This window comes from Virgibacillus flavescens, from assembly GCF_050574275.1.
GTDB classification, from domain to species: Bacteria; Bacillota; Bacilli; order Bacillales; family Amphibacillaceae; genus Virgibacillus_F; species Virgibacillus_F flavescens.
In genome coordinates this window covers 2,202,895-2,223,982 of the sequence record NZ_CP192260.1, presented here as the reverse complement: position 1 = coordinate 2,223,982, position 21,088 = coordinate 2,202,895, and the positions used below count along the sequence as shown (strand labels likewise).

At 36.1% G+C, this 21,088-nt stretch carries 19 protein-coding genes and 6 tRNA genes; 2 read left to right on the top strand and 23 right to left on the bottom strand.

Annotated elements, in window-relative coordinates; genetic code table 11:
- Positions 1-70: 70 nt before the first annotated feature.
- From VBD025_RS10645 to VBD025_RS10590, 12 genes are all read right to left on the bottom strand, one after another.
- On the bottom strand, positions 71-1,030 hold the full coding sequence (locus tag VBD025_RS10645) for a PstS family phosphate ABC transporter substrate-binding protein (protein WP_430785246.1): 960 nt from the start codon (positions 1,028-1,030) through the stop codon (positions 71-73).
- A 301-nt stretch (positions 1,031-1,331) separates the two neighbouring features.
- Entirely contained in the window at positions 1,332-3,407 is a 2,076-nt protein-coding gene (locus tag VBD025_RS10640; protein WP_430785244.1) for a penicillin-binding transpeptidase domain-containing protein, read from the bottom strand.
- 80 nt (positions 3,408-3,487) lie between these two features.
- The gene (locus VBD025_RS10635; RefSeq protein WP_430785242.1) at positions 3,488-4,759 is read right to left on the bottom strand and encodes an MFS transporter; all 1,272 of its coding nucleotides are present in this window, start codon (positions 4,757-4,759) and stop codon (positions 3,488-3,490) included.
- 179 nt (positions 4,760-4,938) lie between these two features.
- Positions 4,939-5,550 carry a superoxide dismutase gene (locus VBD025_RS10630; protein ID WP_430785240.1) on the bottom strand — a complete coding sequence of 204 codons (612 nt, stop codon included), beginning with the start codon at positions 5,548-5,550 and terminating at the stop codon, positions 4,939-4,941.
- 400 nt (positions 5,551-5,950) lie between these two features.
- Positions 5,951-6,023, bottom strand: a tRNA-Phe gene (locus VBD025_RS10625).
- A gap of 11 nt (positions 6,024-6,034) precedes the next feature.
- A tRNA-Ser gene (locus VBD025_RS10620) sits at positions 6,035-6,127 on the bottom strand.
- An 11-nt stretch (positions 6,128-6,138) separates the two neighbouring features.
- A tRNA-Ile gene (locus tag VBD025_RS10615) sits at positions 6,139-6,215 on the bottom strand.
- 12 nt (positions 6,216-6,227) lie between these two features.
- A tRNA-His gene (locus VBD025_RS10610) sits at positions 6,228-6,300 on the bottom strand.
- A 31-nt stretch (positions 6,301-6,331) separates the two neighbouring features.
- Positions 6,332-6,408 (bottom strand) — tRNA-Met (locus tag VBD025_RS10605).
- A gap of 3 nt (positions 6,409-6,411) precedes the next feature.
- A tRNA-Asn gene (locus VBD025_RS10600) sits at positions 6,412-6,486 on the bottom strand.
- A 377-nt stretch (positions 6,487-6,863) separates the two neighbouring features.
- Positions 6,864-8,489, bottom strand: coding sequence for a Na/Pi cotransporter family protein (locus VBD025_RS10595; protein WP_430785238.1), 1,626 nt, complete (start codon positions 8,487-8,489; stop codon positions 6,864-6,866).
- A gap of 170 nt (positions 8,490-8,659) precedes the next feature.
- Positions 8,660-9,295 carry an NfeD family protein gene (locus VBD025_RS10590; protein ID WP_430785236.1) on the bottom strand — a complete coding sequence of 212 codons (636 nt, stop codon included), beginning with the start codon at positions 9,293-9,295 and terminating at the stop codon, positions 8,660-8,662.
- A gap of 69 nt (positions 9,296-9,364) precedes the next feature.
- Between VBD025_RS10590 and VBD025_RS10585 the strand changes: the two genes are divergently transcribed.
- Positions 9,365-9,679 carry a hypothetical protein gene (locus VBD025_RS10585; protein WP_430785234.1) on the top strand — a complete coding sequence of 105 codons (315 nt, stop codon included), beginning with the start codon at positions 9,365-9,367 and terminating at the stop codon, positions 9,677-9,679.
- 36 nt (positions 9,680-9,715) lie between these two features.
- On the opposite strand, the gene VBD025_RS10580 is transcribed toward VBD025_RS10585, so the two are convergent.
- Both VBD025_RS10580 and VBD025_RS10575 read right to left on the bottom strand, forming a co-directional pair.
- A complete protein-coding gene (locus tag VBD025_RS10580) occupies positions 9,716-10,123 on the bottom strand; it encodes a hypothetical protein (protein WP_430785232.1) in 408 nt (135 codons plus the stop codon).
- Positions 10,124-10,209: 86 nt separating this feature from the next.
- On the bottom strand, positions 10,210-10,917 hold the full coding sequence (locus tag VBD025_RS10575; RefSeq protein WP_430785230.1) for a lytic transglycosylase domain-containing protein: 708 nt from the start codon (positions 10,915-10,917) through the stop codon (positions 10,210-10,212).
- An 84-nt stretch (positions 10,918-11,001) separates the two neighbouring features.
- Here VBD025_RS10575 and VBD025_RS10570 point away from each other — a divergent pair, with 84 nt between their 5' ends.
- On the top strand, positions 11,002-11,283 hold the full coding sequence (locus VBD025_RS10570; RefSeq protein ID WP_430785228.1) for a DUF2624 domain-containing protein: 282 nt from the start codon (positions 11,002-11,004) through the stop codon (positions 11,281-11,283).
- A 66-nt stretch (positions 11,284-11,349) separates the two neighbouring features.
- Here VBD025_RS10570 and VBD025_RS10565 read toward each other — a convergent pair whose 3' ends face one another.
- The 9 genes from VBD025_RS10565 to VBD025_RS10525 form a co-directional block, all read right to left on the bottom strand.
- Positions 11,350-12,243 carry a deoxyribonuclease IV gene (locus VBD025_RS10565; protein ID WP_430785226.1) on the bottom strand — a complete coding sequence of 298 codons (894 nt, stop codon included), beginning with the start codon at positions 12,241-12,243 and terminating at the stop codon, positions 11,350-11,352.
- Positions 12,244-12,272: 29 nt separating this feature from the next.
- Positions 12,273-13,586 carry a DEAD/DEAH box helicase gene (locus tag VBD025_RS10560; RefSeq protein ID WP_430785224.1) on the bottom strand — a complete coding sequence of 438 codons (1,314 nt, stop codon included), beginning with the start codon at positions 13,584-13,586 and terminating at the stop codon, positions 12,273-12,275.
- A gap of 120 nt (positions 13,587-13,706) precedes the next feature.
- The gene (locus VBD025_RS10555; RefSeq protein ID WP_430785222.1) at positions 13,707-14,822 is read right to left on the bottom strand and encodes a Nif3-like dinuclear metal center hexameric protein; all 1,116 of its coding nucleotides are present in this window, start codon (positions 14,820-14,822) and stop codon (positions 13,707-13,709) included.
- The gene (locus VBD025_RS10550) at positions 14,797-15,516 is read right to left on the bottom strand and encodes a tRNA (adenine(22)-N(1))-methyltransferase (RefSeq protein ID WP_430785220.1); all 720 of its coding nucleotides are present in this window, start codon (positions 15,514-15,516) and stop codon (positions 14,797-14,799) included. Before VBD025_RS10550 ends, VBD025_RS10555 begins: the two co-directional genes overlap by 26 nt.
- Before the next feature lie 76 nt (positions 15,517-15,592).
- Complete coding sequence (cccA, locus tag VBD025_RS10545) at positions 15,593-15,967, bottom strand: cytochrome c550 (protein ID WP_430785218.1); 375 nt, start codon at positions 15,965-15,967, stop codon at positions 15,593-15,595.
- A gap of 104 nt (positions 15,968-16,071) precedes the next feature.
- Positions 16,072-16,614: a hypothetical protein gene (locus tag VBD025_RS10540; protein ID WP_430785216.1), complete on the bottom strand. Its 543-nt coding sequence runs from the start codon at positions 16,612-16,614 to the stop codon at positions 16,072-16,074.
- A 127-nt stretch (positions 16,615-16,741) separates the two neighbouring features.
- Positions 16,742-17,863, bottom strand: coding sequence for an RNA polymerase sigma factor RpoD (gene rpoD, locus VBD025_RS10535; protein ID WP_430785214.1), 1,122 nt, complete (start codon positions 17,861-17,863; stop codon positions 16,742-16,744).
- Between the two features lie 30 nt (positions 17,864-17,893).
- Positions 17,894-19,708, bottom strand: a complete 1,815-nt coding sequence (gene dnaG, locus VBD025_RS10530) for a DNA primase (RefSeq protein WP_430785212.1) — start codon at positions 19,706-19,708, stop codon at positions 17,894-17,896.
- A gap of 565 nt (positions 19,709-20,273) precedes the next feature.
- Positions 20,274-21,077: a pyruvate, water dikinase regulatory protein gene (locus VBD025_RS10525; protein WP_430785210.1), complete on the bottom strand. Its 804-nt coding sequence runs from the start codon at positions 21,075-21,077 to the stop codon at positions 20,274-20,276.
- Positions 21,078-21,088 lie beyond the last annotated feature (11 nt).

Genomic DNA, 21,088 nt, shown 5'->3' with positions numbered 1-21,088 from the left:
ACAGGAATGTGAGGAGATGATCCAAGTGATCATTCCTCACACTCAAGTTAATTTATTTATTATAAATTAACTATTTACCTGCTATTTCATCTAATTTGTTAAGTTGTTCTTTATATACATTGTCAGGTAGTGCTACATATCCAACAGCTTTAGCCATTTCACCTGCATTTTTCAATGAATACTTCGTGAAATCGTATACTGTTTCATCTTCTAATGCCTTATGCTTTACGTAGAAATATAGTGGACGAGATAAAGGCTCATATTCACCTGACTGTACTGTTTCCTCACTTGGTTTTACAGCGTCGCCTTCTTTGTTAACGATAGGTACAACCTTTAATTCATCTTTATTTTCAAGATAATATGCATATCCAAAGTATCCAATAGCATGCTTAGTTCCAGTTACTCCTTGAACTAGTACATTATCATCTTCTGATAATGATGCATCTTTACGTATTTGTTCACCGTCCAGCACTACTTCGTCAAAATAATCGAATGTACCGGAGTCTGCACCAGGACTAAAGAACTTTATTTCTTCCTCTGGCCATCCTTCTCGAACATCAGCCCACGTTTCAACATCACTGCTAGCAGACCACATTTTGTTTAATTCTTCTATTGTTAGTTGATCTACCCAGTCATTTTTTTTATTAACAACAACTGATAAACCGTCAAGTGCAACTTTGAATTCTGTATATTCGATTCCAGCTTCTTTAAGTGCCTGCTTCTCTTCTTCTTTTATCGGTCTTGATGCATTTGAAATATCTGTTTCACCAGCAATAAACTTTTCAAATCCTCCGCCAGTTCCTGACACACCGATTGTAGCTTTTACATTTGGATTAGCTGCAGAATATTCTTCCGCAACAGCTTCCATGATTGGGAATACTGTAGATGAACCATCCACCATTACTTTCTTCGAATCATCGCCGCCTGAGCTAGCACTTCCACTTCCACTTCCATTACCATTTCCGCATGCAGCAGTAAAAATTACGAGTAACGACATAACTACAGTTAATAACGTAAATCTTGATTTCATCTTTAATCCCCCTGTACATATTGTTATTGTTTTCTACAATTCTTATTGTACTAGGGGATTATGAAGTCAGTATTAATTAAATGTAAAGGTTATGTAAACTTGTTAGAAAAAGCCGCAGCCTACTCAGTGTTAATAGCGAACACTGATATTTGCTTTAAACCGTTATACATTCTTCACGTGTTAGAAAACTTGGCTAATCCGCCATGCCTTAGTTGCACTTATGCAGGAAGAAAGAATTTATACTTTTCTACCAGCCAAAAAAAGCCTGAATCGCTAGTTTACTTAGCGATTCAGGCTTTTTTTATTCACTTTCATCTTCATCATTCTTCTCTTTTAAATTAAAATACGCATCCAATATACGTTCGCCGATAACATCGTTGACGTGGTATTCTCCACCTGTATCAGGAACTATAACAGCAAAAGCAACCTCTGGATCTTCATACGGTGCATATCCAATAAGGTTTAAATTGAAAGTTTCATGTGCAATACCATTATCATCCTCAAAAGTTGCCTCAGCAGTACCAGTTTTACCAGCTGATGTATAGTCTTTATCAGCGAAATAGCTATATGCTGTACCTTCGCGCTCCTGGAACACTCTCCAAAAACCCTGTTGAACTCGATCAAGATATTTTTGATCCATTGTTATTTTATTTAATACATCTGTATTTTTACTTTCATATACAGGACCTAACTGATCGTCAAAACGTGAGGGCTGATGAATCGATTGCAAAAATCTTGGGCGAATGCGGTAACCATCATTTGCTACCGTGGATACGTATTGAGCTAATTGCATAGTTGTATAAGTATCATATTGCCCAATAGCAAAGTCTAATAACTTACCCGCATTGTTTACCCCTTCGTAACCTATTGACTCGGACGGGTAATCGATGCCAGTAGAAACACCAAGGCCAAACTGACTAAAGTAATTTCTGAAGTTCAAGTAAGCCTGATTTGTTTTTACAGTAGTAGTATTTAGCTTTTCATTCCGTACGTAATTAAAATCTCCAGCCATACGCATCGCGATATGAAACATATAAACGTTTGAAGATTTTTGAATTGCTGTTATGTCATTAACCGGTCCTAAACTATAATTTGAATACGAACTTTTCTCAGGTGTATCCTTTATTTTAATTGGTTTGTCATAAAAGACTTGACCTGGTTCAATTACACCTGATTCAATTCCTGATAGTACTGTTGCACCTTTTACTGTAGAACCTGCTGCAAAAGCAGATTGTATCGTTTTGTACGCGACATTTTTAAATTTATTTTCACTCTTATCATAATGTTGACCAGAAAGTGCCAATAGTTCTCCAGTATTCGGATTCATAACTACCGCATATGCCTCCCTCATGAACCGATTTCCATATGCGTCTTCGGTAGTTAACGCTTTTTTCAGCTCTTCCTGAAGTATGTTATCAACTTTCTTTTGGAATTCCATATCAATCGTCAGCACAAGGTCTTTACCACTCTTACCTTCCACCACTACTTCAGAATCCACTATCACATTATTTTTATTAGTAGTATATAGGATTTGTTCTTTTCTGCCTCTCAGTACACTTTCATATTCTGCTTCTAATCCACTTATACCTACCCGATCGTTACGACTGTATCCTCTAGTAATGTAATAGTCTTCCTGGTCTTTCGGAATTCCCTGATCCCTGGTAGTTATAGAACCAAAGATGTTCCGTAATGTTTCTTCATATGGGTGGGTACGTTCCCAGTCAGTCGTTGCATTAATTCCTGATAACTCACTTAGATGTTCAGCAATTTGTGCATATTCTTTCGGCTTCACATCTTCATTTTTAACGATGTGAGGTGTAAGCGAAGAGGCTTGATCCAACTCTGACTTTATATTTATTATCTCTTTTTGCTCAGTGGTTAAATCAGCTACCTCTTCTTCGGTAATTCTATCGAGAATAGCCTGATACTCTTCACTTGTAGTCATTTCTTCAATATCTTTGGCAGATAGGCGACTCTTTGCTTCATCTACATTCAATAGATACCAGTACTCTTTTTTGTTTCTTAATGTAAGTTCATCTTTATCTGGAATCATATCTATAAAAGGTGCCAATTTCCTCGCAACTTTTAAACGGTCTTCAGCAGTGGTACCTTTAGCTGGAGTATATGTAATAGCGTATAGCGGTTTATTGCCTGCGACTACATTGTGATTACGATCTAAAATTCTACCTCGTGGTACTGAAATACTTGAAGTGTCCTCTTTTGTGCGTTCTACTTCTTTCTGATATTCTTCACCATTTAATATCTGGACTACCCCTAGTTGTAATATTAATGCGGAAAACAATAAAAACACCACAAAAAATAATATGTTTAAACGAAAGGGAAGTTGCGCGCGTCTATTTTTCTTTTTTTTAACCATGTTTCTCCCCCTTTTACCTTAACAGTCCCTAAATTACTCTTTCTTTATTATACCATTTAATAATTCGTTTTCTAACCATTTTATCTATTTTTTTCATCGGTTATCTCCTCTTTTTTTATGACTTCTTTATTGTCATCTGCAAGTAAATGAATATCTTTTATGAAAAAATAGATAAAAATATGTCCTGCGCCAAATGTAATTAGTAAAATTGGTATAATCTCTTCAGCTTTAAAGAGCATGACGGACAGCAGAAAAAAAAGTATAGAGACAACTCTCCCGATGTTCACATAGAGCTCACGTACTACGATATATTCTATACGCAGATCTCTTGCTCTCCAGGCTTTGCCAATTACATCATACGTCAGCGAAGCATATGGTACATTTATTATCGGATATGCAATACCGATTAAAACAGCATATGTAATTAAAGCAAAATAACTCACATTAAAAATAAGAATGTACACTGCTGCATAAAGGATAATGGCACCAATCAATATGGATTTCTTTCTCAAAGATGGTTTAATAAATTTAGTTGCCACAAAGTAAAAGATAAAGGAAAGTCCGGATAAAAACAAATTAAACATTCCAAGTGCAAGCTCGCTTCCTGTAGCTATATACACCCAAATGGTAATAACAAATAAAAAGATCCCTTCTCGAAAGCCCTGAAAAACATGAGCATTTAATATTTTTCTCCAATTAAGGTTGTGTTTCCGTTCAAGCAATATCCGTTTAAAATGATATGCACCTTCCGCTTCACGTTTACTAAGGAAAAAGCTGCAGATTACCGCACCGATAAACATGAAAAAGGAAATCGTGAAAATTGTTTTATAACCGAAATTTTCTTCCATCCGCGAAATAATTATACCAGCAACCAACGGACCAATCATTCCACCAAACGATTGAAGAACTCCGAGAAAACCATTAAATACATCACGTGTATCTGGTTCCGTAATCTCAAATGTTAATAAGTTAAAAGCCAGCCAGTAAAAACCGAACCCAATTCCTAACAAACTGCCCAAGTATATGTGAAATTCCGCTGCAGCGTCTCCAATAAATAAAACGCTCAAAAAAAATAGAGATAAAAAAATTACCCCTAGACGTAATACAACAATACGATCAACTTTCTTTGCCATCTTGCCAGCAATAATAAAAGTTATCGGCTGAAATATATATATACCCAAATTATAGAGCGCAATTGTCACATATTCGCCAGATTGTCTCCATAAATAAATATTCACAAATGTATTTGAAAGAAATAATCCTAATGAATAAAGGCCACCAATTATTAATAAAAATGTTAAATCTTTGTTTTCATTAATGTAATTTGTAATACGCACTTTGTATGTTTCCATAGTAATTTGCCCCTCCTACGTCTTTCATAGTTTGAGCAATTCACTAAGAGATATACAAACAGATTCTCTACAGAACAAGAATTCGATTATTTATCATGTCTTATTATACCGCTAGTTAAACTTGGTTTTTGATCTATTGTATAAATAAAAACGCAGGGTATAAAACCCTGCGTCTCTTATTACTTAGCTTCATTATAATTTTTTGTAACTTCATCCCAGTTAACAACGTTCCAAAAAGCTGAAACATAGTCAGGACGTTTGTTTTGATATTTAAGATAGTAAGCATGTTCCCAGACATCAAGTCCTAACACTGGAGTTTTACCATCCATTAATGGAGTGTCCTGGTTTGGTGTGCTTGTTACTTCAAGTTCGCCATTGTTGACTACCAGCCAAGCCCAACCAGATCCAAAACGTGTTTTAGCCGCATTTTCAAATTCCTCTTTAAACTTGTCAAAGCCGCCAAATTTATCATTGATTTTATCTGCTAATTCACCTGATGGTTCGCCGCCACCGTTTGGTGATAAAACTTTCCAGAATAAGCTGTGGTTAGCATGACCGCCACCATTATTCCGAACAGCCGTGCGGATGTTTTCTGGAACTGCATCCATATTTGAAACTAACTCTTCAATTGATTTGTTTTGAAGATCTGAGTGACCTTCAATTGCGTCATTTACTTTAGTTACATAAGCATTATGATGCTTTGTATGATGAATGTTCATTGTTTCCTTATCAATTGTTGGTTCTAAAGCATCGTAAGCATAAGGTAGTTCTGGTAATTCAAATTTAGCCATTGTAACGTCCTCCTTCAAATATTATGGAAATAAAAGGGTTGTAATTCAACCTTTTAAGCAAGATTATCAGAGCTTTTAATTACATGCAACTTATATGCATATTTTTACAAATGACAGTTCATAACCTCTACTATCCTATTTCACGTATCGATGCATTTTAAACATAATAAATAATAATCCAAGCCGTGTGTTAATATACTTCGTTTCTAGTGGGATAAAAGAACAGGTGGAAATATGCACAGGAATACATGCCATATTCTGCTCAATATTAGCGGCTTCGGCCGAAATACAATCCAAGTCAGCTAATATACTAGCCGGCGCATCAATTGCAGTTTACAGGTGCTGTTTGAAGTAAATAAAAAATCACCAATTAATAATTGATGATTTTTGTAGTAAGAGATGGCTCAGGACGGAATCGAACCGCCGACACAAGGATTTTCAGTCCTTTGCTCTACCGACTGAGCTACTGAGCCTAATATGTATATGGAGGAGGAAGAGGGATTCGAACCCCCGCGGGCTTTGACACCCCTGTCGGTTTTCAAGACCGATCCCTTCAGCCAAACTTGGGTATTCCTCCGAGCATATTAATGGTGGACCCTGCAGGACTCGAACCTGCGACCGATCGGTTATGAGCCGATAGCTCTAACCAGCTGAGCTAAGGGTCCTTTAATTTAAGGGGCGACCGGTGGGGCTCGAACCCACGCATGCCGGAACCACAATCCGGTGCGTTAACCACTTCGCCACGATCGCCATAAATGAAGGATAAAATCAAATATAAAATTGGTAGCGGCGGAGGGGATCGAACCCCCGACCTCACGGGTATGAACCGTACGCTCTCGCCAGCTGAGCTACACCGCCATATGGCTCCACAGGTAGGAGTCGAACCTACGACCGATCGGTTAACAGCCGATTGCTCTACCTCTGAGCTACTGTGGAATAATCTAAATAAGTGAAACATAGTAGTATAATCTTTCTTGGGCCTGCTTGTCACACAAACCGTTCCTCGCATGACCTCATAAAATACAAATGCATTCGGTCAAGCTACTGTGGAATATTCTAATTTAGTGAATCAAAGTGGTACATTATCGCTTGAGTAATTATGTAATGAATTAATTAGCGACGAGATATAATTTATCATGTTCGGGAAAATCTGTCAATATGTTTTATAAAGAAAGTTTAAATTTCATTATTCCCTAATCGTTTTTCGCAACATCATTAACTATAGCACTTTCTATTCTACTTTTCAATTTAAAATTCATATTTTCCATAAAAAAAAGATTAGCCTCCAATGAAAGAGGCTAATCTTCTGAATTTTATTCTCCTAATACAGCTTCAGCTATATTTACGGAATGATCTCCAATCCGCTCAAGGTTACTAATCATATCGACAAATACGATACCTGCAGAACCACTGCAGTTGCCCTCATTCACACGGATTATATGCTTTTTACGATAATTACGTTCCATCTTGTCTATTTCGTCTTCTTTTTGTACAACGGCAAGAGCATCTTCACGATCCATTTTATCTAAAGCTTTAACTGCTTGTCTTACAGTCAGGATTGTTAAGTCAAACATATTGTTTAAATCCTCTTGCGCCTGCTGTGTAAGATCAACTTTATTTGAAATTTTGTAATCAATAAGCTCTACAATGTTCTCGAAATGATCACCAATTCGTTCAATATCACGAACAGAATCCATTAATGCAGTATGCTTATGACTGTCTGTTTCTGATAAAGAACCAGCAGAAATTTCAATTAAATAATCTGTGATTTTTCGATCTAGATTGTTTAGTGCACCTTCAATTTGCATTGCAGTTTCGGAATGTTTCTGTTGTTGCGTAACTAAATATTGATTTGTCTCCTCAAGTCCTTGAGATGCATACTCGCCCATACGCACAACTTCAGCTTTAGCCTGATCCAGCGCCAAACTAGGTGACTGCTGAAGAATGTTAGGGTCCAAATGCTTTGGTTTATATTGGATAGTGATATCTTCACCAGGTATAATTTTTGTAACTAACCAGGCTAATGCACCGATAAACGGAAATTGGATAACGGTATTTGCAATGTTAAAACTACCATGAGCAAATGCCAAGGTCATCTCAGGATTTAAATTAAATTGCCCTTGTAAAAGGGTGACGTATTTTGTAAAGAATCCTAATAAAAGCAGGAATATACTTGCTCCAATAAGGTTAAAGAACACATGCACATAGGCTGCTCTTTTTGCTGCAACACTTGCTCCAAGTGAAGCTAATACTGCTGTAATAGTTGTTCCTATGTTATCACCAAATAAAACCGGAATCGCTGCTCTTAAGTCTATTGCCCCTTCAGCAAATAAACCTTGGAGTATACCGATCGTTGCACTTGAACTCTGTACGACAACAGTAAATAATGTACCAATTACAACACCTAAAACTGGATTTGAGCTCATATTTGTAGTTAATTCTTGAAATGCTTCTAACGACCGAAGCGGAGACATACCGCTACTCATTAATTCCAGTCCAAAGAATAACGCACCAAATCCAAAAATAGTTTGTCCAATATTACTTACTTTTTGGTTATTAAAGAAGAATAGTAAGAAACAACCAACTGCTATAATTGGTAATGCATATTCCCCTAAATCAACACCAATAATAAACGCCGTTACTGTGGTACCAATATTAGCACCCATAATAACACCAATTGCTTGTCTAAGCGTCATAAAACCTGCATTAACAAGTCCTACAGTTAAAACAGTAGTTCCTGAACTGCTTTGAATTAAGATGGTTACAATCATTCCAGCTAAAACACCAAGGAATGGATTACTTGTAAATTTATCTAAGATGTCTCTTAATCGATCTCCAGCTGTTTTCTGCAGGCCCTCTCCCATAAATTTAATTCCAAGAAGGAAGATACCTAGACCACCTATAAATTCAAAAATCAGCTTTTGAATATCAATATCCAATTGTTATTCCATCCCTTCTACCTTTGTTGATTTTTGTCGTTTCATATTAATTATTAAATGAAATCGTTGACTTTGTAAAGTATCAACTGAAAAATTTACATTAAATTTACAAAAGGATTTTTACAGCGAACTATTTCCATAAAAAAAAACCCATGCTACACACATGAGTTTTACTCCGTTAGAATCGCTTCAACAAGTATTTTCGTTCCATCTACCATTACAACTTCGATCGGTGTATCCTTTATAATCCACTGACCATTTGTTACAGCACTATAGTCTTTATTGTTTATTCGTATAGTCCCTACTGGTCGAAGATTATTCAATGCGATACCTTTTTGATGCAGCAACTCACCGTATTCTGTATTCAAGGAATTATAGCCCGCTTCATTTGTTAATCGATCCTTTAAAGTGATTTTCGTCCATAAATCACGATGCTTAAACACTTTTAGGAACAATAGGGAAGAAAAACCACCAACTAATACTCCGATAACAGCATATAATCCAGCAGCCAGTGTCGGAGCACTAATTGCCACTGAAGCAAGCATACATCCTAAACCAATTGTTGCAAGCGTACCATCGTTAATAAGTTTTCCGTCCAGAATAATAAGTAATAAACCCGCAAAATAAATAATAAGCATAATAATAAATGATCCTGTTTCTAAGTATACCGAAAAATAGACAGTAATAAATCCAATACCAAGAAGTCCGAATACACCTCGCATATTGACCCACACTTCACCTAGTAAGAATAAGGTCCCAAGACCGGTAATTACCAATCCTATCCACTGAGATGAAAAAATCTCCATTTTACATCCCTCCTATTACTTATTATACGGGGTAATGAATCAATTTGTTTCAAAAAAGGAGTAAGTATCATGAATTTTTTTAAAAAATCAATCCTTTATATCATCCTATTGTTAGTATGTGCAAGTGTATATAACGATCTAATGACTGGCTCTGTTTCACAAAGCAAACCAATGAATGAGGAGATTACACACTCTTCTGAAAAGAAAATTATCCGAATTCAAATTTTACCGGGAGACAATGTACTGTCCGTAACAGAAAAATATAATTCCTTTAAATCAATTGATATCGAACGGGTTATTGAAGATTTCAAGAAATTAAATCCACATGCACATCCCTATCAGTTGGAAGCATATAAGTACTATTATTTTCCTTTATATCAATAAAAACAGGAGGATGAGCGATTATCATCCTCCTGTTTTCTATAAATACGGAAGTACAAACAATGTGATAATGATGGAAGCAGCACCAGCAATGATTGCAGTGGTACCTAGTGTATCAGCATCCTTGCTCTTAGCAACAAAACCTGCAATTATACCAGCACCGCCAAGGATAATTGGCATGAAAAAGAAAGAGGCTACTGACAATATCAATGCAATCCAGCCAACTGAGCTATTGACATGTGAACCGGTAAATTTATCTTCTTTCTTTTCTACACGTGTATGATAATCGTCTGCAGTCATTTCTGTAGCAGTTTCTTCATCTCTATTTGTGTCTAAATCAGTCGGAACAGGCGTATTTCCATATAAATTAGCCCTGTTAATTTCATGATCTTCAGCTTCCTGATTAAGCCCTTGATCCCTGTTTTCTTTTTGATCAATTTGATCCATAAACTAATTCCTCGCCTTCTTTAAATGAGGTGTACCTTAGTTTATGGAGTTTGCAGCTTATTAATGGTGTAAGTTATTGGTAATCATTACTCAGCTAATGTTACCTCCGGATATGCATTTGCATTTGTTAAGATTTCAGCGGAGTATGAACTTTCTGCATGTCCATTTTCTTCGATGAAACTTTGTAAGCCTCCCATACCTCTATTATATGCAGTTAGAGCTTTATCCCAATTACCATATTGTTCATGTAAAAAATCAAGATAGACAAATGAAAGATGTATGGAGTAATAAGGATCAAATAACATTTCATGACTATAAGGAACACCAGCCATATCTGCTATCCATGGCGCGGTATTTTTCATAAATTGTGCCATCCCATAAGCACGTCCATATTTTGTTTTTGGACCTACAAGAGTTGGATCAAACGTCCCCCCTGTCTCGACCTTTAATAACTCATAGGCGATATGAGGATTAACATCATATAATTTTGCTTCTTTCACTAAATATAGTGCCCAGGACTTTTTGAATTTTCCATTACTATCTTTTACAAACCGTGCCGCGGTATTATTTTGATTACTCCATTGTGAATAACTGTGTGTCGTTGAATTTAATAATGGATCAGCGCCTAAATACTCACTTTTAACTATAAGTGATTGGTTTTTTGCTGCTAAAAATTTATTCCGTTCTTTTAGTTCTTGTTTTTCCTGCAAAAGCATAAATATCATGGTGAAAGACACCACGCTTATCCCTAGGAATACAAATAACATCTTTTTGATACTATACCCTGTTTTCAATAGAACCCTCCTATGTAGCTTTAATTAACTAATTCCAGCTGTATACATATAATAAAATCAGCAACTCATTAAAGGAGCTAGATTATGTCTAAAATCATGAAAGAAATAATTGCTAAAAAATTAATGAATACTTCTCCTGAAGAACTGCTTCATTACAGTAAACAGTATGGTTTCTCACTTACCAATAGTGAGGCAAAACAAATAACTTCTTATATAAAAAGTAACCCGTTCGATCCATTTAACGAATCAGACCGCATCCATTTTTTCAAAGAATTAGCACGTATAACAGATATACAAACAACTAAAAAAGCCCAAAAGTTATTTGGGGAGATAGTAAAATCTTATGGCATTCAGTCCCTTTTTTAACTATTCCCTAAGAAAATATTTGTAAACAAAAAAGGAAGTGCGCTTACTGCGCTCTCCCTTTTTTGTTTATTGCTTTTCAATTTTATCTTTTAATTCTGGATCAAATGTGCCTTTTTTAATCATATCTATTTCAAATTTATATGGAGGTTTTTTGTTCTTTTTATCTTCTCCAACATATGGTGTTTCTAATATTTTTGGTAATTTTTCTAATTGGGGATGGTGAATAACCTTATGAAGTGCATCGAAACCAATGTGACCGAACCCAATATTCTCGTGTCTGTCTTTATGTGCCTCACGGACATTTTTACTGTCATTAACATGTACCACTTTTAGACGATCAAGTCCTATTATACGATCGAATTGGTCTAATACTCCATCAAAGTCATTTACTACATCATATCCCGCATCATGTATATGACAGGTGTCCATGCACACAGAAAGCTTTTCATTTAATGTGACACCATCAAAAATTCTCGCAAGTTCATCGAATGTACGACCAATTTCTGTTCCTTTTCCCGCCATAGTCTCCAACGCAATTTGAACATGCTGATTCTTGTCCAATACTTCATTTAAACCTTCAATTATCTTTTTAATTCCTTCATCCACACCTGCACCTACATGCGCTCCAGGATGCAATACAATTTGTTTCGCCCCTAATGCTGCTGTACGATTAATTTCACTACGTAAAAAATCAATGCCTAGCCCGAACGTTTCTTTTTTAACCGAATTACCAATATTTATAATATATGGTGCGTGAACTACAACTTCTTCAATCCCACTTTCTTTCATATGAGCTGTACCTTCTTCAATATTTAAATCTTCAATCGGCTTTCTTCTTGTGTTTTGAGGAGCACCAGTATAAATCATAAAAACATTTGACCCGTAAGAAATAGCTTCTTCACTTGAACCGAGCAGCATCTTTTTACCACTCATTGACACATGAGATCCTATCTTCACCATATTAAACACCCCGTAGCATATATTATTATTTACTTTTTGTACTTAGTATTTTTGCTTAATCGCTTTTTAATCGTTTCCTGTTGTCTCTTCATTTTCTTTTTATAGCCTGGCTTAACCGTTTTTTCTTTTTTAACACGTTTCCAGGCTTCTTTATCAACATTGGCATCTGTTTTTGTACGTAAAGTTCGCTCATTCCAAGCTTTCATCTCAGCCCATTCGCCATTTTTAATATCAAAGAAAGTAAACGTTAATCCTTTTTGCTGTAGTTTACTTATTAAATTAGTATCCGTTTCATTATAAAGACTGATAGCAGTCCCTTCCATGCCAGCTCGTGCAGTTCTTCCAACTCGGTGAACATAAAAGTCTTCTTCCTTAGGAAGCTGAGCATTTATTACGTGACTGACACCCTTAATGTCAATTCCTCTTGAAGCAAGATCTGTTGCAACAATATATTGGAAGCGTAAATTTTGAATATCTTTTAATGCACGCTTTCGCTCGCGGGGTGCAAGACCCCCATGAATGAGTCCCACTTCCAAACCTTTATCCTGTAATGCTTCTGCTAATTGGTTTGCCTTTTCTTTTCCATTCGTAAAAATAATGGCTAAGTAAGGATTAATTACCTTTGATATCTTCGCAATTATCTGTGCTTCATCCCGGTGCCTTGTATCCACAAGCCAGTGCTCCATTGTTTCTGGGGATAGCTCATCATCAATTTTAACGTGTAGCGGGTTCTCTAAATATTTTTTAAAGAAATGCTCCAAACGTTGTGGGATTGTAGCTGAGAATACGAGTAGTTGAACATCTCTGTTCGATTTAACGAGTAACTGGTCAACATCATTAATAAAACCAAGATCAAGCATAAGATCTGCTTCATCAATGATAAAAGCTTTTGCTGAATAAATGGAGACAGCATCATCCTTTACTAGATCTAAAATCCTTCCTGGAGTACCTACAATTATGTGTGGAGGTGTTTTTAATTTCTCAGTCATTTTTTGCTTATCGGTACCTCCAACTAAGAGCTTAGAAATCCATTGCTTTTCTTTTCCAGCAAATTTAATGATTTTCTTAACTTCATCATTAATTTGAGTCGCTAACTCGCGTGTCGGTGCGGTAATAACAAACTGCACTGTTCGTTTTTCAGTATTAATGTTGTTAAACAGAGGTAATAAATATGCATGCGTTTTACCTGATCCAGTATGTGACTGGCCAATCACACTAGTACCATTCAGAATAGCAGGTATTACTTTCTGCTGTATTTCTGTTGGTTTCTTAAAATGTAATTTCTCTACAATTTCATCCATAAAAGGTTGAAACCTAAAATCGTTAAAATTCTTATTTTCCATTATTAAATACTCCTTTTGGTGCATATCCTGCACACTTTTTCAAGCCCTGAAAAAAATTCCCTATTATTCATTATAGAACACATTTCATATCCATGCATTAGCGAAGTCGAATTTTGACTTTTATACAAATTGAAATGGTTCGGTATTTGCATCGGACAGGCTCACTTCCAATTCGCTTTTTGTAAATATATTTTCTAAATAATCCTTCGTCGCTTGTTTCATCACTTTTTCCACATGATGACCTGGATCAATGATGCTGAGACCCTTCTGCCATGCATCCTGAGCCTCATGAAAGGACATATCACCAGTTATATATACATCGGCGCCTTTTTTTCTTGCAGCTTCAACGTAGTCTGATCCACTACCTCCTAAAACTGCCACTTTTTTAACCTGCTTCTTTAACTCTCCAGTTACACGTACCATTGGAACATTTAATGTTTTTTTTACATGTTCACATAAATCCTGCAATGTCATTTCTTTTGAAAGTACTCCGATTCGACCGGCACCAGTATCCTCACCTTTAATGCTCAACGGGAAAATATCGTACGCCACTTCTTCATATGGATGTACTGATTTCACGCGGTCTAACGTTTGGGAGAGATTACTTTCCGAAACAATTGTTTCAATTTTCGACTCAGGGACAAATTCTGTTTCCCCTTTTTCACCAATATACGGATTGGTTCCTGCAAGCGGTTTAAACGTTCCAGTTCCTTCCGTTTGAAACGTACAGTGGCTATAATTGCCTATATGGCCAGCGCCACTCTCACCCATTGTTTCTCTCACTATGTTTAAATGAGTAGTTGGTGTATAAACTACAAATTTATACAAAGTCTCATGGCCAGAGCTAATTAATACATCCGTTTCATTGATCCCCATCACTTCACAAAGGATATCGCTTACGCCGCCTTTCGCGACATCCAAATTAGTGTGTGAAGCATAGACTGTTATATTATTTTGAATCAGTTTTTGGATAACTCTGCCCTGGACTGAGTCCACATCGACATTCTTCGCAGCCTTAAACAACGGTGGGTGATGGGCAATAATTAAGTCAATCTCATTCTCTATTGCTTCATCTACTACAGATTCTAAAACATCCAGCGTGATCATTGCTTTTTTCACCTTGTTTGAGTAAGAACCTACCTGTAACCCAACATTATCCCACTCGTATGCCAAATCTATCGGGGCCCATTTTTCCATAGCTTTAAAAATATCATGATTGGTGAGAATTTTCGCCATCTCGAATGACCTCCTTAATCCAGGCCAACTCGGTAGTAAACCTTGCTAGCTTTTCTACCTGAGGTGTACTTGCCTGCTCTATTTGATTGATAATCATCTTCCGTTTTACACATTCATTTTTCCACTTTTCGTAAAATGCATTCGATCTATTGTTTAGTAATAATGGGCCAAACATGCATTCTTTTTCGGTTAGAGCAATGGTACTTATTTTCTTGTCAGCTACCACTATTTCATAGTAATGGTCATTCTCTTCGACAACCTCTTCATTGGTTATTTCATAGTTATGAAGGTAGAACCACTTACGAACAGCTTTCGCATCCACGTTTGGTTGCACAATAATCCGGTTTACAGTTCCCAGCTTTTCAATTCCATTAGCTAAAATTGTTTTTATGAGACTACCGCCCATTCCAGCTATCACTATTTGCTCTACTTCATCATTTTCCAAAACCGATAATCCGTCCCCGAGTCTTACATCAACTGCTGCTTCCATTTTAAATGACTTTACTGTAGATATTGCGCTATTGAAAGGTCCTTCAACAATTTCTCCTGCTATTGCCTTGGCCATTGGATCACGCAGGCAGACATAACACGGTAAATATGCATGATCAGATCCAATATCTGCAAAATACGATCCAGGTTCTAGATAAGAAGTTATTTTTTTTAAACGGTTTGAAATAGTTAATTGTTGATTCATTGTTTTCTCCCTTTTTTTAATCGAAAAGAAAGCTTTCTGTATAGATCAGAAAGCTTTCTCATGTTTGTTTATCAGCTTATTTCTTTTCTGCCAGCCATTTAGCCAACGCCTCGGCCTGAGGTTCAGGAACTAGTCCTGCTGGCATACCTGTACCTTTACCATTCAATATAATATCTTTAATTTCGTCTTTACTGTATTTTGAACCAACTTTTGTTAAATCAGGTCCAACGCCACCAGATAAGTCAGCACCATGACAGGAAGCACAGTTACTTTGGAAGATTGCTTCAGGATCAGTTGTGTCACCTTCTGTTTGTTCTTTCTTTTCGCCGCCACCTTCTTCAGCTTTTTTTATAGCTTCCTCTTGGCCAATGCCTATAAATGATAAAACAATGACTAATAAAATTCCGGCTACTGCTATAAGTGCGTATGGAATTACTGGGTTTTTCTTCATCGTGTGTTTCCTCCTTATGTACTATCTTTAATGTAAAACACGAAAATATCTATCACTAGTTTACTTTAAAAGTAATCTATTTTAAAGTGAAATTTTGTGTCCAATTACAGAACAAAAAAGATTCCTGCTAATAGTATACCAAATATACTAGCAACAGTTAGATAATTTATGTTCATTTTTCTGCCAAGAATAAACCAGCCTATGAAATTTAACATAATGATAAGTTGGGTTATCCAACTACTTAAAATATATGTATTGCTTAAAAAAATGGATGTTACGAATACTAATAACAATAAGATTGTAAACGACAACGAATAAAAGAATTCCTGGCCAAGTTTCAGTTGCCTACTCTGCCAAAACGAATAAACGATGAATAATAGCAGTATTCCTACTTGTAAGTATGTCGAAAAATAGGTTGTATACATAATCAGAAGAGCTAAAGGCAACATCAAAATCAGTAAAGTTACATGAACTATTTTGAAAACCGTCCCTCTTTTGTATGTGCTTTTTAGTTCCATCTCCTCAGAAGTAGTTTCACCATTTGTATAGAGTGCTAAAAGGTAATCACAATATACTGCTGGCAGCATTTTATTCTTTTTCCAATAGTGGAGCTCGTTGATTATTGTCCGTATACGATCCTCTGTCATGACATGATCACCTCAGTTTAGTCACCATGGTTTACACATTTGAATGTGCATAAAAAATCTGTAATCGTTAAGTCAGCCATTGATAACCATATGTATCAATGACTGCTTGACTGACCTTACTTTATTCTTATTCCAGAAAATCTTTCAGACGTTTGCTTCGGCTTGGATGGCGGAGTTTACGAAGCGCTTTTGCCTCAATCTGACGGATACGTTCTCTAGTAACACCAAACACCTTACCAACTTCTTCAAGTGTCCGAGTTCTGCCATCGTCTAGTCCAAATCTTAGTCGTAATACGTTTTCTTCTCTGTCTGTTAAAGTATCAAGTACATCTTCAAGCTGCTCTTTTAATAATTCGTATGCAGCATGATCTGAAGGTGAGACTGCTTCCTGATCCTCAATGAAATCACCTAAATGCGAGTCATCTTCTTCACCAATAGGTGTTTCAAGTGATACAGGTTCTTGAGCAATTTTCAAGATATCCCGAACTTTATCCGGAGTCAATTCCATCTCTTGTCCAATTTCTTCAGGTGTGGGCTCACGTCCTAAGTCCTGCAGTAACTGACGTTGCACTCTGATTAATTTATTAATTGTTTCAACCATATGCACAGGAATTCGGATAGTTCTTGCCTGGTCAGCAATTGCACGTGTTATTGCCTGACGAATCCACCATGTTGCATACGTACTGAATTTGAAACCTTTTCGGTAATCAAACTTTTCAACTGCTTTAATTAGACCCATATTCCCTTCTTGAATGAGGTCAAGAAATAACATTCCTCGTCCTACATACCTTTTTGCAATACTTACTACTAAACGTAAATTTGCTTCTGCAAGGCGTCTTTTGGCTTCTTCGTCACCTTTTTCAATTCGGGTAGCAAGATCAATTTCATCTTTGGCTGATAATAAATCGACTCGTCCAATTTCCTTTAAATACATACGAACAGGATCATTAATTTTAATTCCAAGCGGGACACTTAAATCAGTTAAATCAAATGTTTCTTCCTTTGAAATTTGTTGCATATTAGGGTCATCTTCTGATTCACCTATTACTTCTACACCTTGTTCACCCAGGTACTCATAAAATTCATCCATTTGATCTGATTCAATCTCGAAGTGAGACAGTCGATCAGCGACTTCTTCATACGCCAATGTACCACGCTTTTTACCCATCTCGAGTAATTGATCCTTTGTTTGTTCGAGAGTCAATTCGTTTTCATTTTCCTTTGTTTGTGAAGGCATATTTTCGGCCATGAGTCCCCCTCCTTCCTTAATCCATTTATATTAACGAGAATTATTAAGCTGCTTTTGAATCTCAATTATTTGCATCGCTATTTGCGCTGCTCTAATTGGATCCTGCTGTTGCTCTGCCAGCCTTTGTTCTTGCTTTAACTTCTTAATGCTAGCTACATCGCTATTCTCAGCACGAATGATTCTGATATAGTCATTAATTTCTTTATCACTAATATTTTCATCAGTATGAATCATTGCAATTTCAATAACTAGATTTTTAATATCCTGATCCGATAACTTTTCAATAAAGTAACCAACATCCGGACCGTGATCTTCTTCATAGAAAGCATAAAGATGAGTGGCAATTATTTTGTGTGCATCCATGTTAAAAGCTACTCCTATTTCCTCCTGCACTTTATCAGTTATGGCAGTATCTTTCAACATATATGCAATTAACTGTTTCTCTGCGTTGTGAAAAGCAGGCAGTAATTTTTTTGATTGGTAACTATTGTTAGCTTTTTTAGTATACCTATTCTCTTTCTGGTTATCCTTTTTATGACTCACTTCTTTACGGTAAGTCTGCATTTCCTGTTTTAATGTCTCAATTGATAAATCAAAATCACTACTCAGCTCTTTTAAATAATATTCCCGTTCTATGGAGTTATCAATCATAGCCAATTCTTTTAGTATAGCATCGATGTATTTGAATCGGTCATCTTCCAGGCTTAAGTTATAGCTTTTTTTAATATAACGCATATAAAAAGAAATATACGTTTCACTTGCTTTAATCACTTCATTATGAAATGCCTCGTCACCATAAGTATTGATGTAATCGTCAGGATCCATACCATCTTTTAAGCGAGCTATCTTGACACGACAGCCGGTTTCCTTAAGGATAGAGGAAGCTTTAAACGTAGCTTCAACGCCTGCATCGTCGCCGTCGTAACAAATTATTACTGTTTCAACATAACGCCTTAAAAGCTTTGCCTGATTTGTGGTTAAAGAAGTACCGAGTGTAGCAACAGCATTCTTTACACCTGACTGATATGCAGATATAACATCCATGTATCCTTCAAATAAAACCGCCTCACTAGATTTACGAATATGCTTCTTAGCAAGATCAAAATTATATAACAGCTTACCTTTTTGAAACAATTCGCTTTCTGAACTATTCAAATACTTAGGTTCACCATTCGAAATAGTTCGTCCGCCAAATGCAATTGTCTTGCCAAGGTGGTTCCTTATTGGGAACATTACTCTCCCACGAAACCTATCGGTTATTTTATTATCTTCCTGAAGGACCATTAAACCTGCTTTTGCTAAAATCTGTGGGTGAAACCCCTTCTTTTTCAGAAATTCGGCAGTAAAATCATTGTCATTTGGTGCAAAGCCCAACTGAAAAAGGTCAACAGTTTCTCTACTAATGCCACGTTTCTCGAAATAATTATATCCTTCTTTACCATCTTTCGTGAATCGCAATAAATGATGATAAAGCTTTGTTAACCACTCATATGCGGATAACACGCTTTGATTCTCTTCGGAAAGTTGACTTCCTTCACTACGGCCAGTTTCAGGTAGTGAGATACCACTTCTGTCAGCTAAATGTTTGAGTGATTCAAAGAATGAAAAGTTTTCCAGTTCCATTAAAAATGTCACAACATTTCCACCTTTTCCACAGCCGAAGCAATGAAAAATTTGTTTTTCCTGTGTGACTGAGAAAGATGGAGTTTTTTCGCCATGAAATGGACACAACCCGAAATAGTTCTTCCCTTGTTTTTTCAATTGTACGTACTCGCCTATCACATCAACAATGTCATTTGCTTTTCGTACCTCTTCTATCGTTTCTTCTGGAATTTGATTTGGCATTTTTACCACCATGCTTTTATATTCTATATAAAACGGTTAAAATCCTGCAAGATTCGACAATTTTTTCAATTCCGATTAGAAAACTTGGCTTATCGCCATGCTTTAATGGCGAAAGTCTTAGTTGCACACATTATTTTTACTTTCTTACCTGCAAAAAAATGTCCTTCTATATGTTATCTAAACCTTAGAAGGATTAACTATGTCGGTTAAAATTAATATTGTACTTCAATTAAATGTTTATTCTCACCATTCTCGTTACTATTATTGCACATGGAGTTATTACATAAACCCCCTTTTTGTTGATTAATCATTAAAAACGATTGTAAACACTTGTAATAATACTTCTACACGAAAACAGATAATCCTTCTTTATCATTAATCTTTTTTGCTAAGAGTGATTTAAACGGGAAATAAGAACAGTTAATTGTATAAATTATTAACACAAAAATAAATTATAACTGATAATCCACTAAATTACTAGTGTTTTATATTCTGGAAATTAAGCAATTTGCAAGCACATAAGCACTCTACATGAATAACTGTAGAATGCTCATAATTATATTTATTAATTTTTTATCATTTGTAAGATACTATTTGCAGTTTCTTCTACTGCTTTATTAGATACATCAATAGTTTTACAGCCTATTTTATCGACTATTTTTTCAAAGTAGGCAAGTTCCTGGTCGATTCGATCCAAATTAGCATACGTAGCTTTATCCCCTAGACCCAATGCCTTAAGCCGTTCTTTTCTTATCTCATTTAATTTATCTGATGTAATCTTCAACCCTATACACTTTTCTGGTTCTACTTCAAAGAGTTCATCAGGTGGTTCTACTTCAGGTACTAAAGGTACGTTTGCTACCTTTAGTCTCTTGTGTGCTAAGTATTGTGATAATGGTGTTTTCGATGTTCTGGAAACGCCTATCAAAATTATATCTGCACGGGAGATTCCTCTGGGATCACGCCCATCGTCATACTTTACAGCAAATTCAATTGCTTCAACTCGTTTGAAGTAATCTTCATCCAATTGATGTACCAAACCCGCCTCAAGTCTGGGTGGTGTTTCAAAAACCCTTTCCATCGATGCCATCATTGGGCCCATTATATCGATTGCTTCTACTTTCATATTACTCGCTTGATTGTTTAAGTAATCCCGTAATTCAGGGTCCACAAGCGTAAAACCAATTATTGCTTCCTTTTCCTTTGCTAATTGTAACGTTTCATCAATAATTTCTTGATCCTCAACATATGGTATGCGGTGAATTTTATATTCACCACCGTTAAATTGACTTAATCCTGCTTTAATAACTAATTCTGCAGTCTCCCCAACAGAATCTGATAGCACATAAACTAATGGTTTCTTTGCCAATATATATGCCC

Coding starts and splice junctions, on each gene's coding strand:
- rpoD (WP_430785214.1), bottom strand. CDS start 17,863: ATGGCCGAAAATATGCCTTCACAAACAAAGGAAAATGAAAACGAATTG.
- VBD025_RS10640 (WP_430785244.1), bottom strand. CDS start 3,407: ATGGTTAAAAAAAAGAAAAATAGACGCGCGCAACTTCCCTTTCGTTTA.
- cccA (WP_430785218.1), bottom strand. CDS start 15,967: ATGAAGAAAAACCCAGTAATTCCATACGCACTTATAGCAGTAGCCGGA.
- VBD025_RS10635 (WP_430785242.1), bottom strand. CDS start 4,759: ATGGAAACATACAAAGTGCGTATTACAAATTACATTAATGAAAACAAA.
- VBD025_RS10540 (WP_430785216.1), bottom strand. CDS start 16,614: ATGACAGAGGATCGTATACGGACAATAATCAACGAGCTCCACTATTGG.
- dnaG (WP_430785212.1), bottom strand. CDS start 19,708: ATGCCAAATCAAATTCCAGAAGAAACGATAGAAGAGGTACGAAAAGCA.
- VBD025_RS10630 (WP_430785240.1), bottom strand. CDS start 5,550: ATGGCTAAATTTGAATTACCAGAACTACCTTATGCTTACGATGCTTTA.
- VBD025_RS10555 (WP_430785222.1), bottom strand. CDS start 14,822: ATGGCGAAAATTCTCACCAATCATGATATTTTTAAAGCTATGGAAAAA.
- VBD025_RS10560 (WP_430785224.1), bottom strand. CDS start 13,586: ATGGAAAATAAGAATTTTAACGATTTTAGGTTTCAACCTTTTATGGAT.
- VBD025_RS10585 (WP_430785234.1), top strand. CDS start 9,365: ATGAATTTTTTTAAAAAATCAATCCTTTATATCATCCTATTGTTAGTA.
- VBD025_RS10645 (WP_430785246.1), bottom strand. CDS start 1,030: ATGAAATCAAGATTTACGTTATTAACTGTAGTTATGTCGTTACTCGTA.
- VBD025_RS10590 (WP_430785236.1), bottom strand. CDS start 9,295: ATGGAGATTTTTTCATCTCAGTGGATAGGATTGGTAATTACCGGTCTT.
- VBD025_RS10550 (WP_430785220.1), bottom strand. CDS start 15,516: ATGAATCAACAATTAACTATTTCAAACCGTTTAAAAAAAATAACTTCT.
- VBD025_RS10565 (WP_430785226.1), bottom strand. CDS start 12,243: ATGGTGAAGATAGGATCTCATGTGTCAATGAGTGGTAAAAAGATGCTG.
- VBD025_RS10570 (WP_430785228.1), top strand. CDS start 11,002: ATGTCTAAAATCATGAAAGAAATAATTGCTAAAAAATTAATGAATACT.
- VBD025_RS10580 (WP_430785232.1), bottom strand. CDS start 10,123: ATGGATCAAATTGATCAAAAAGAAAACAGGGATCAAGGGCTTAATCAG.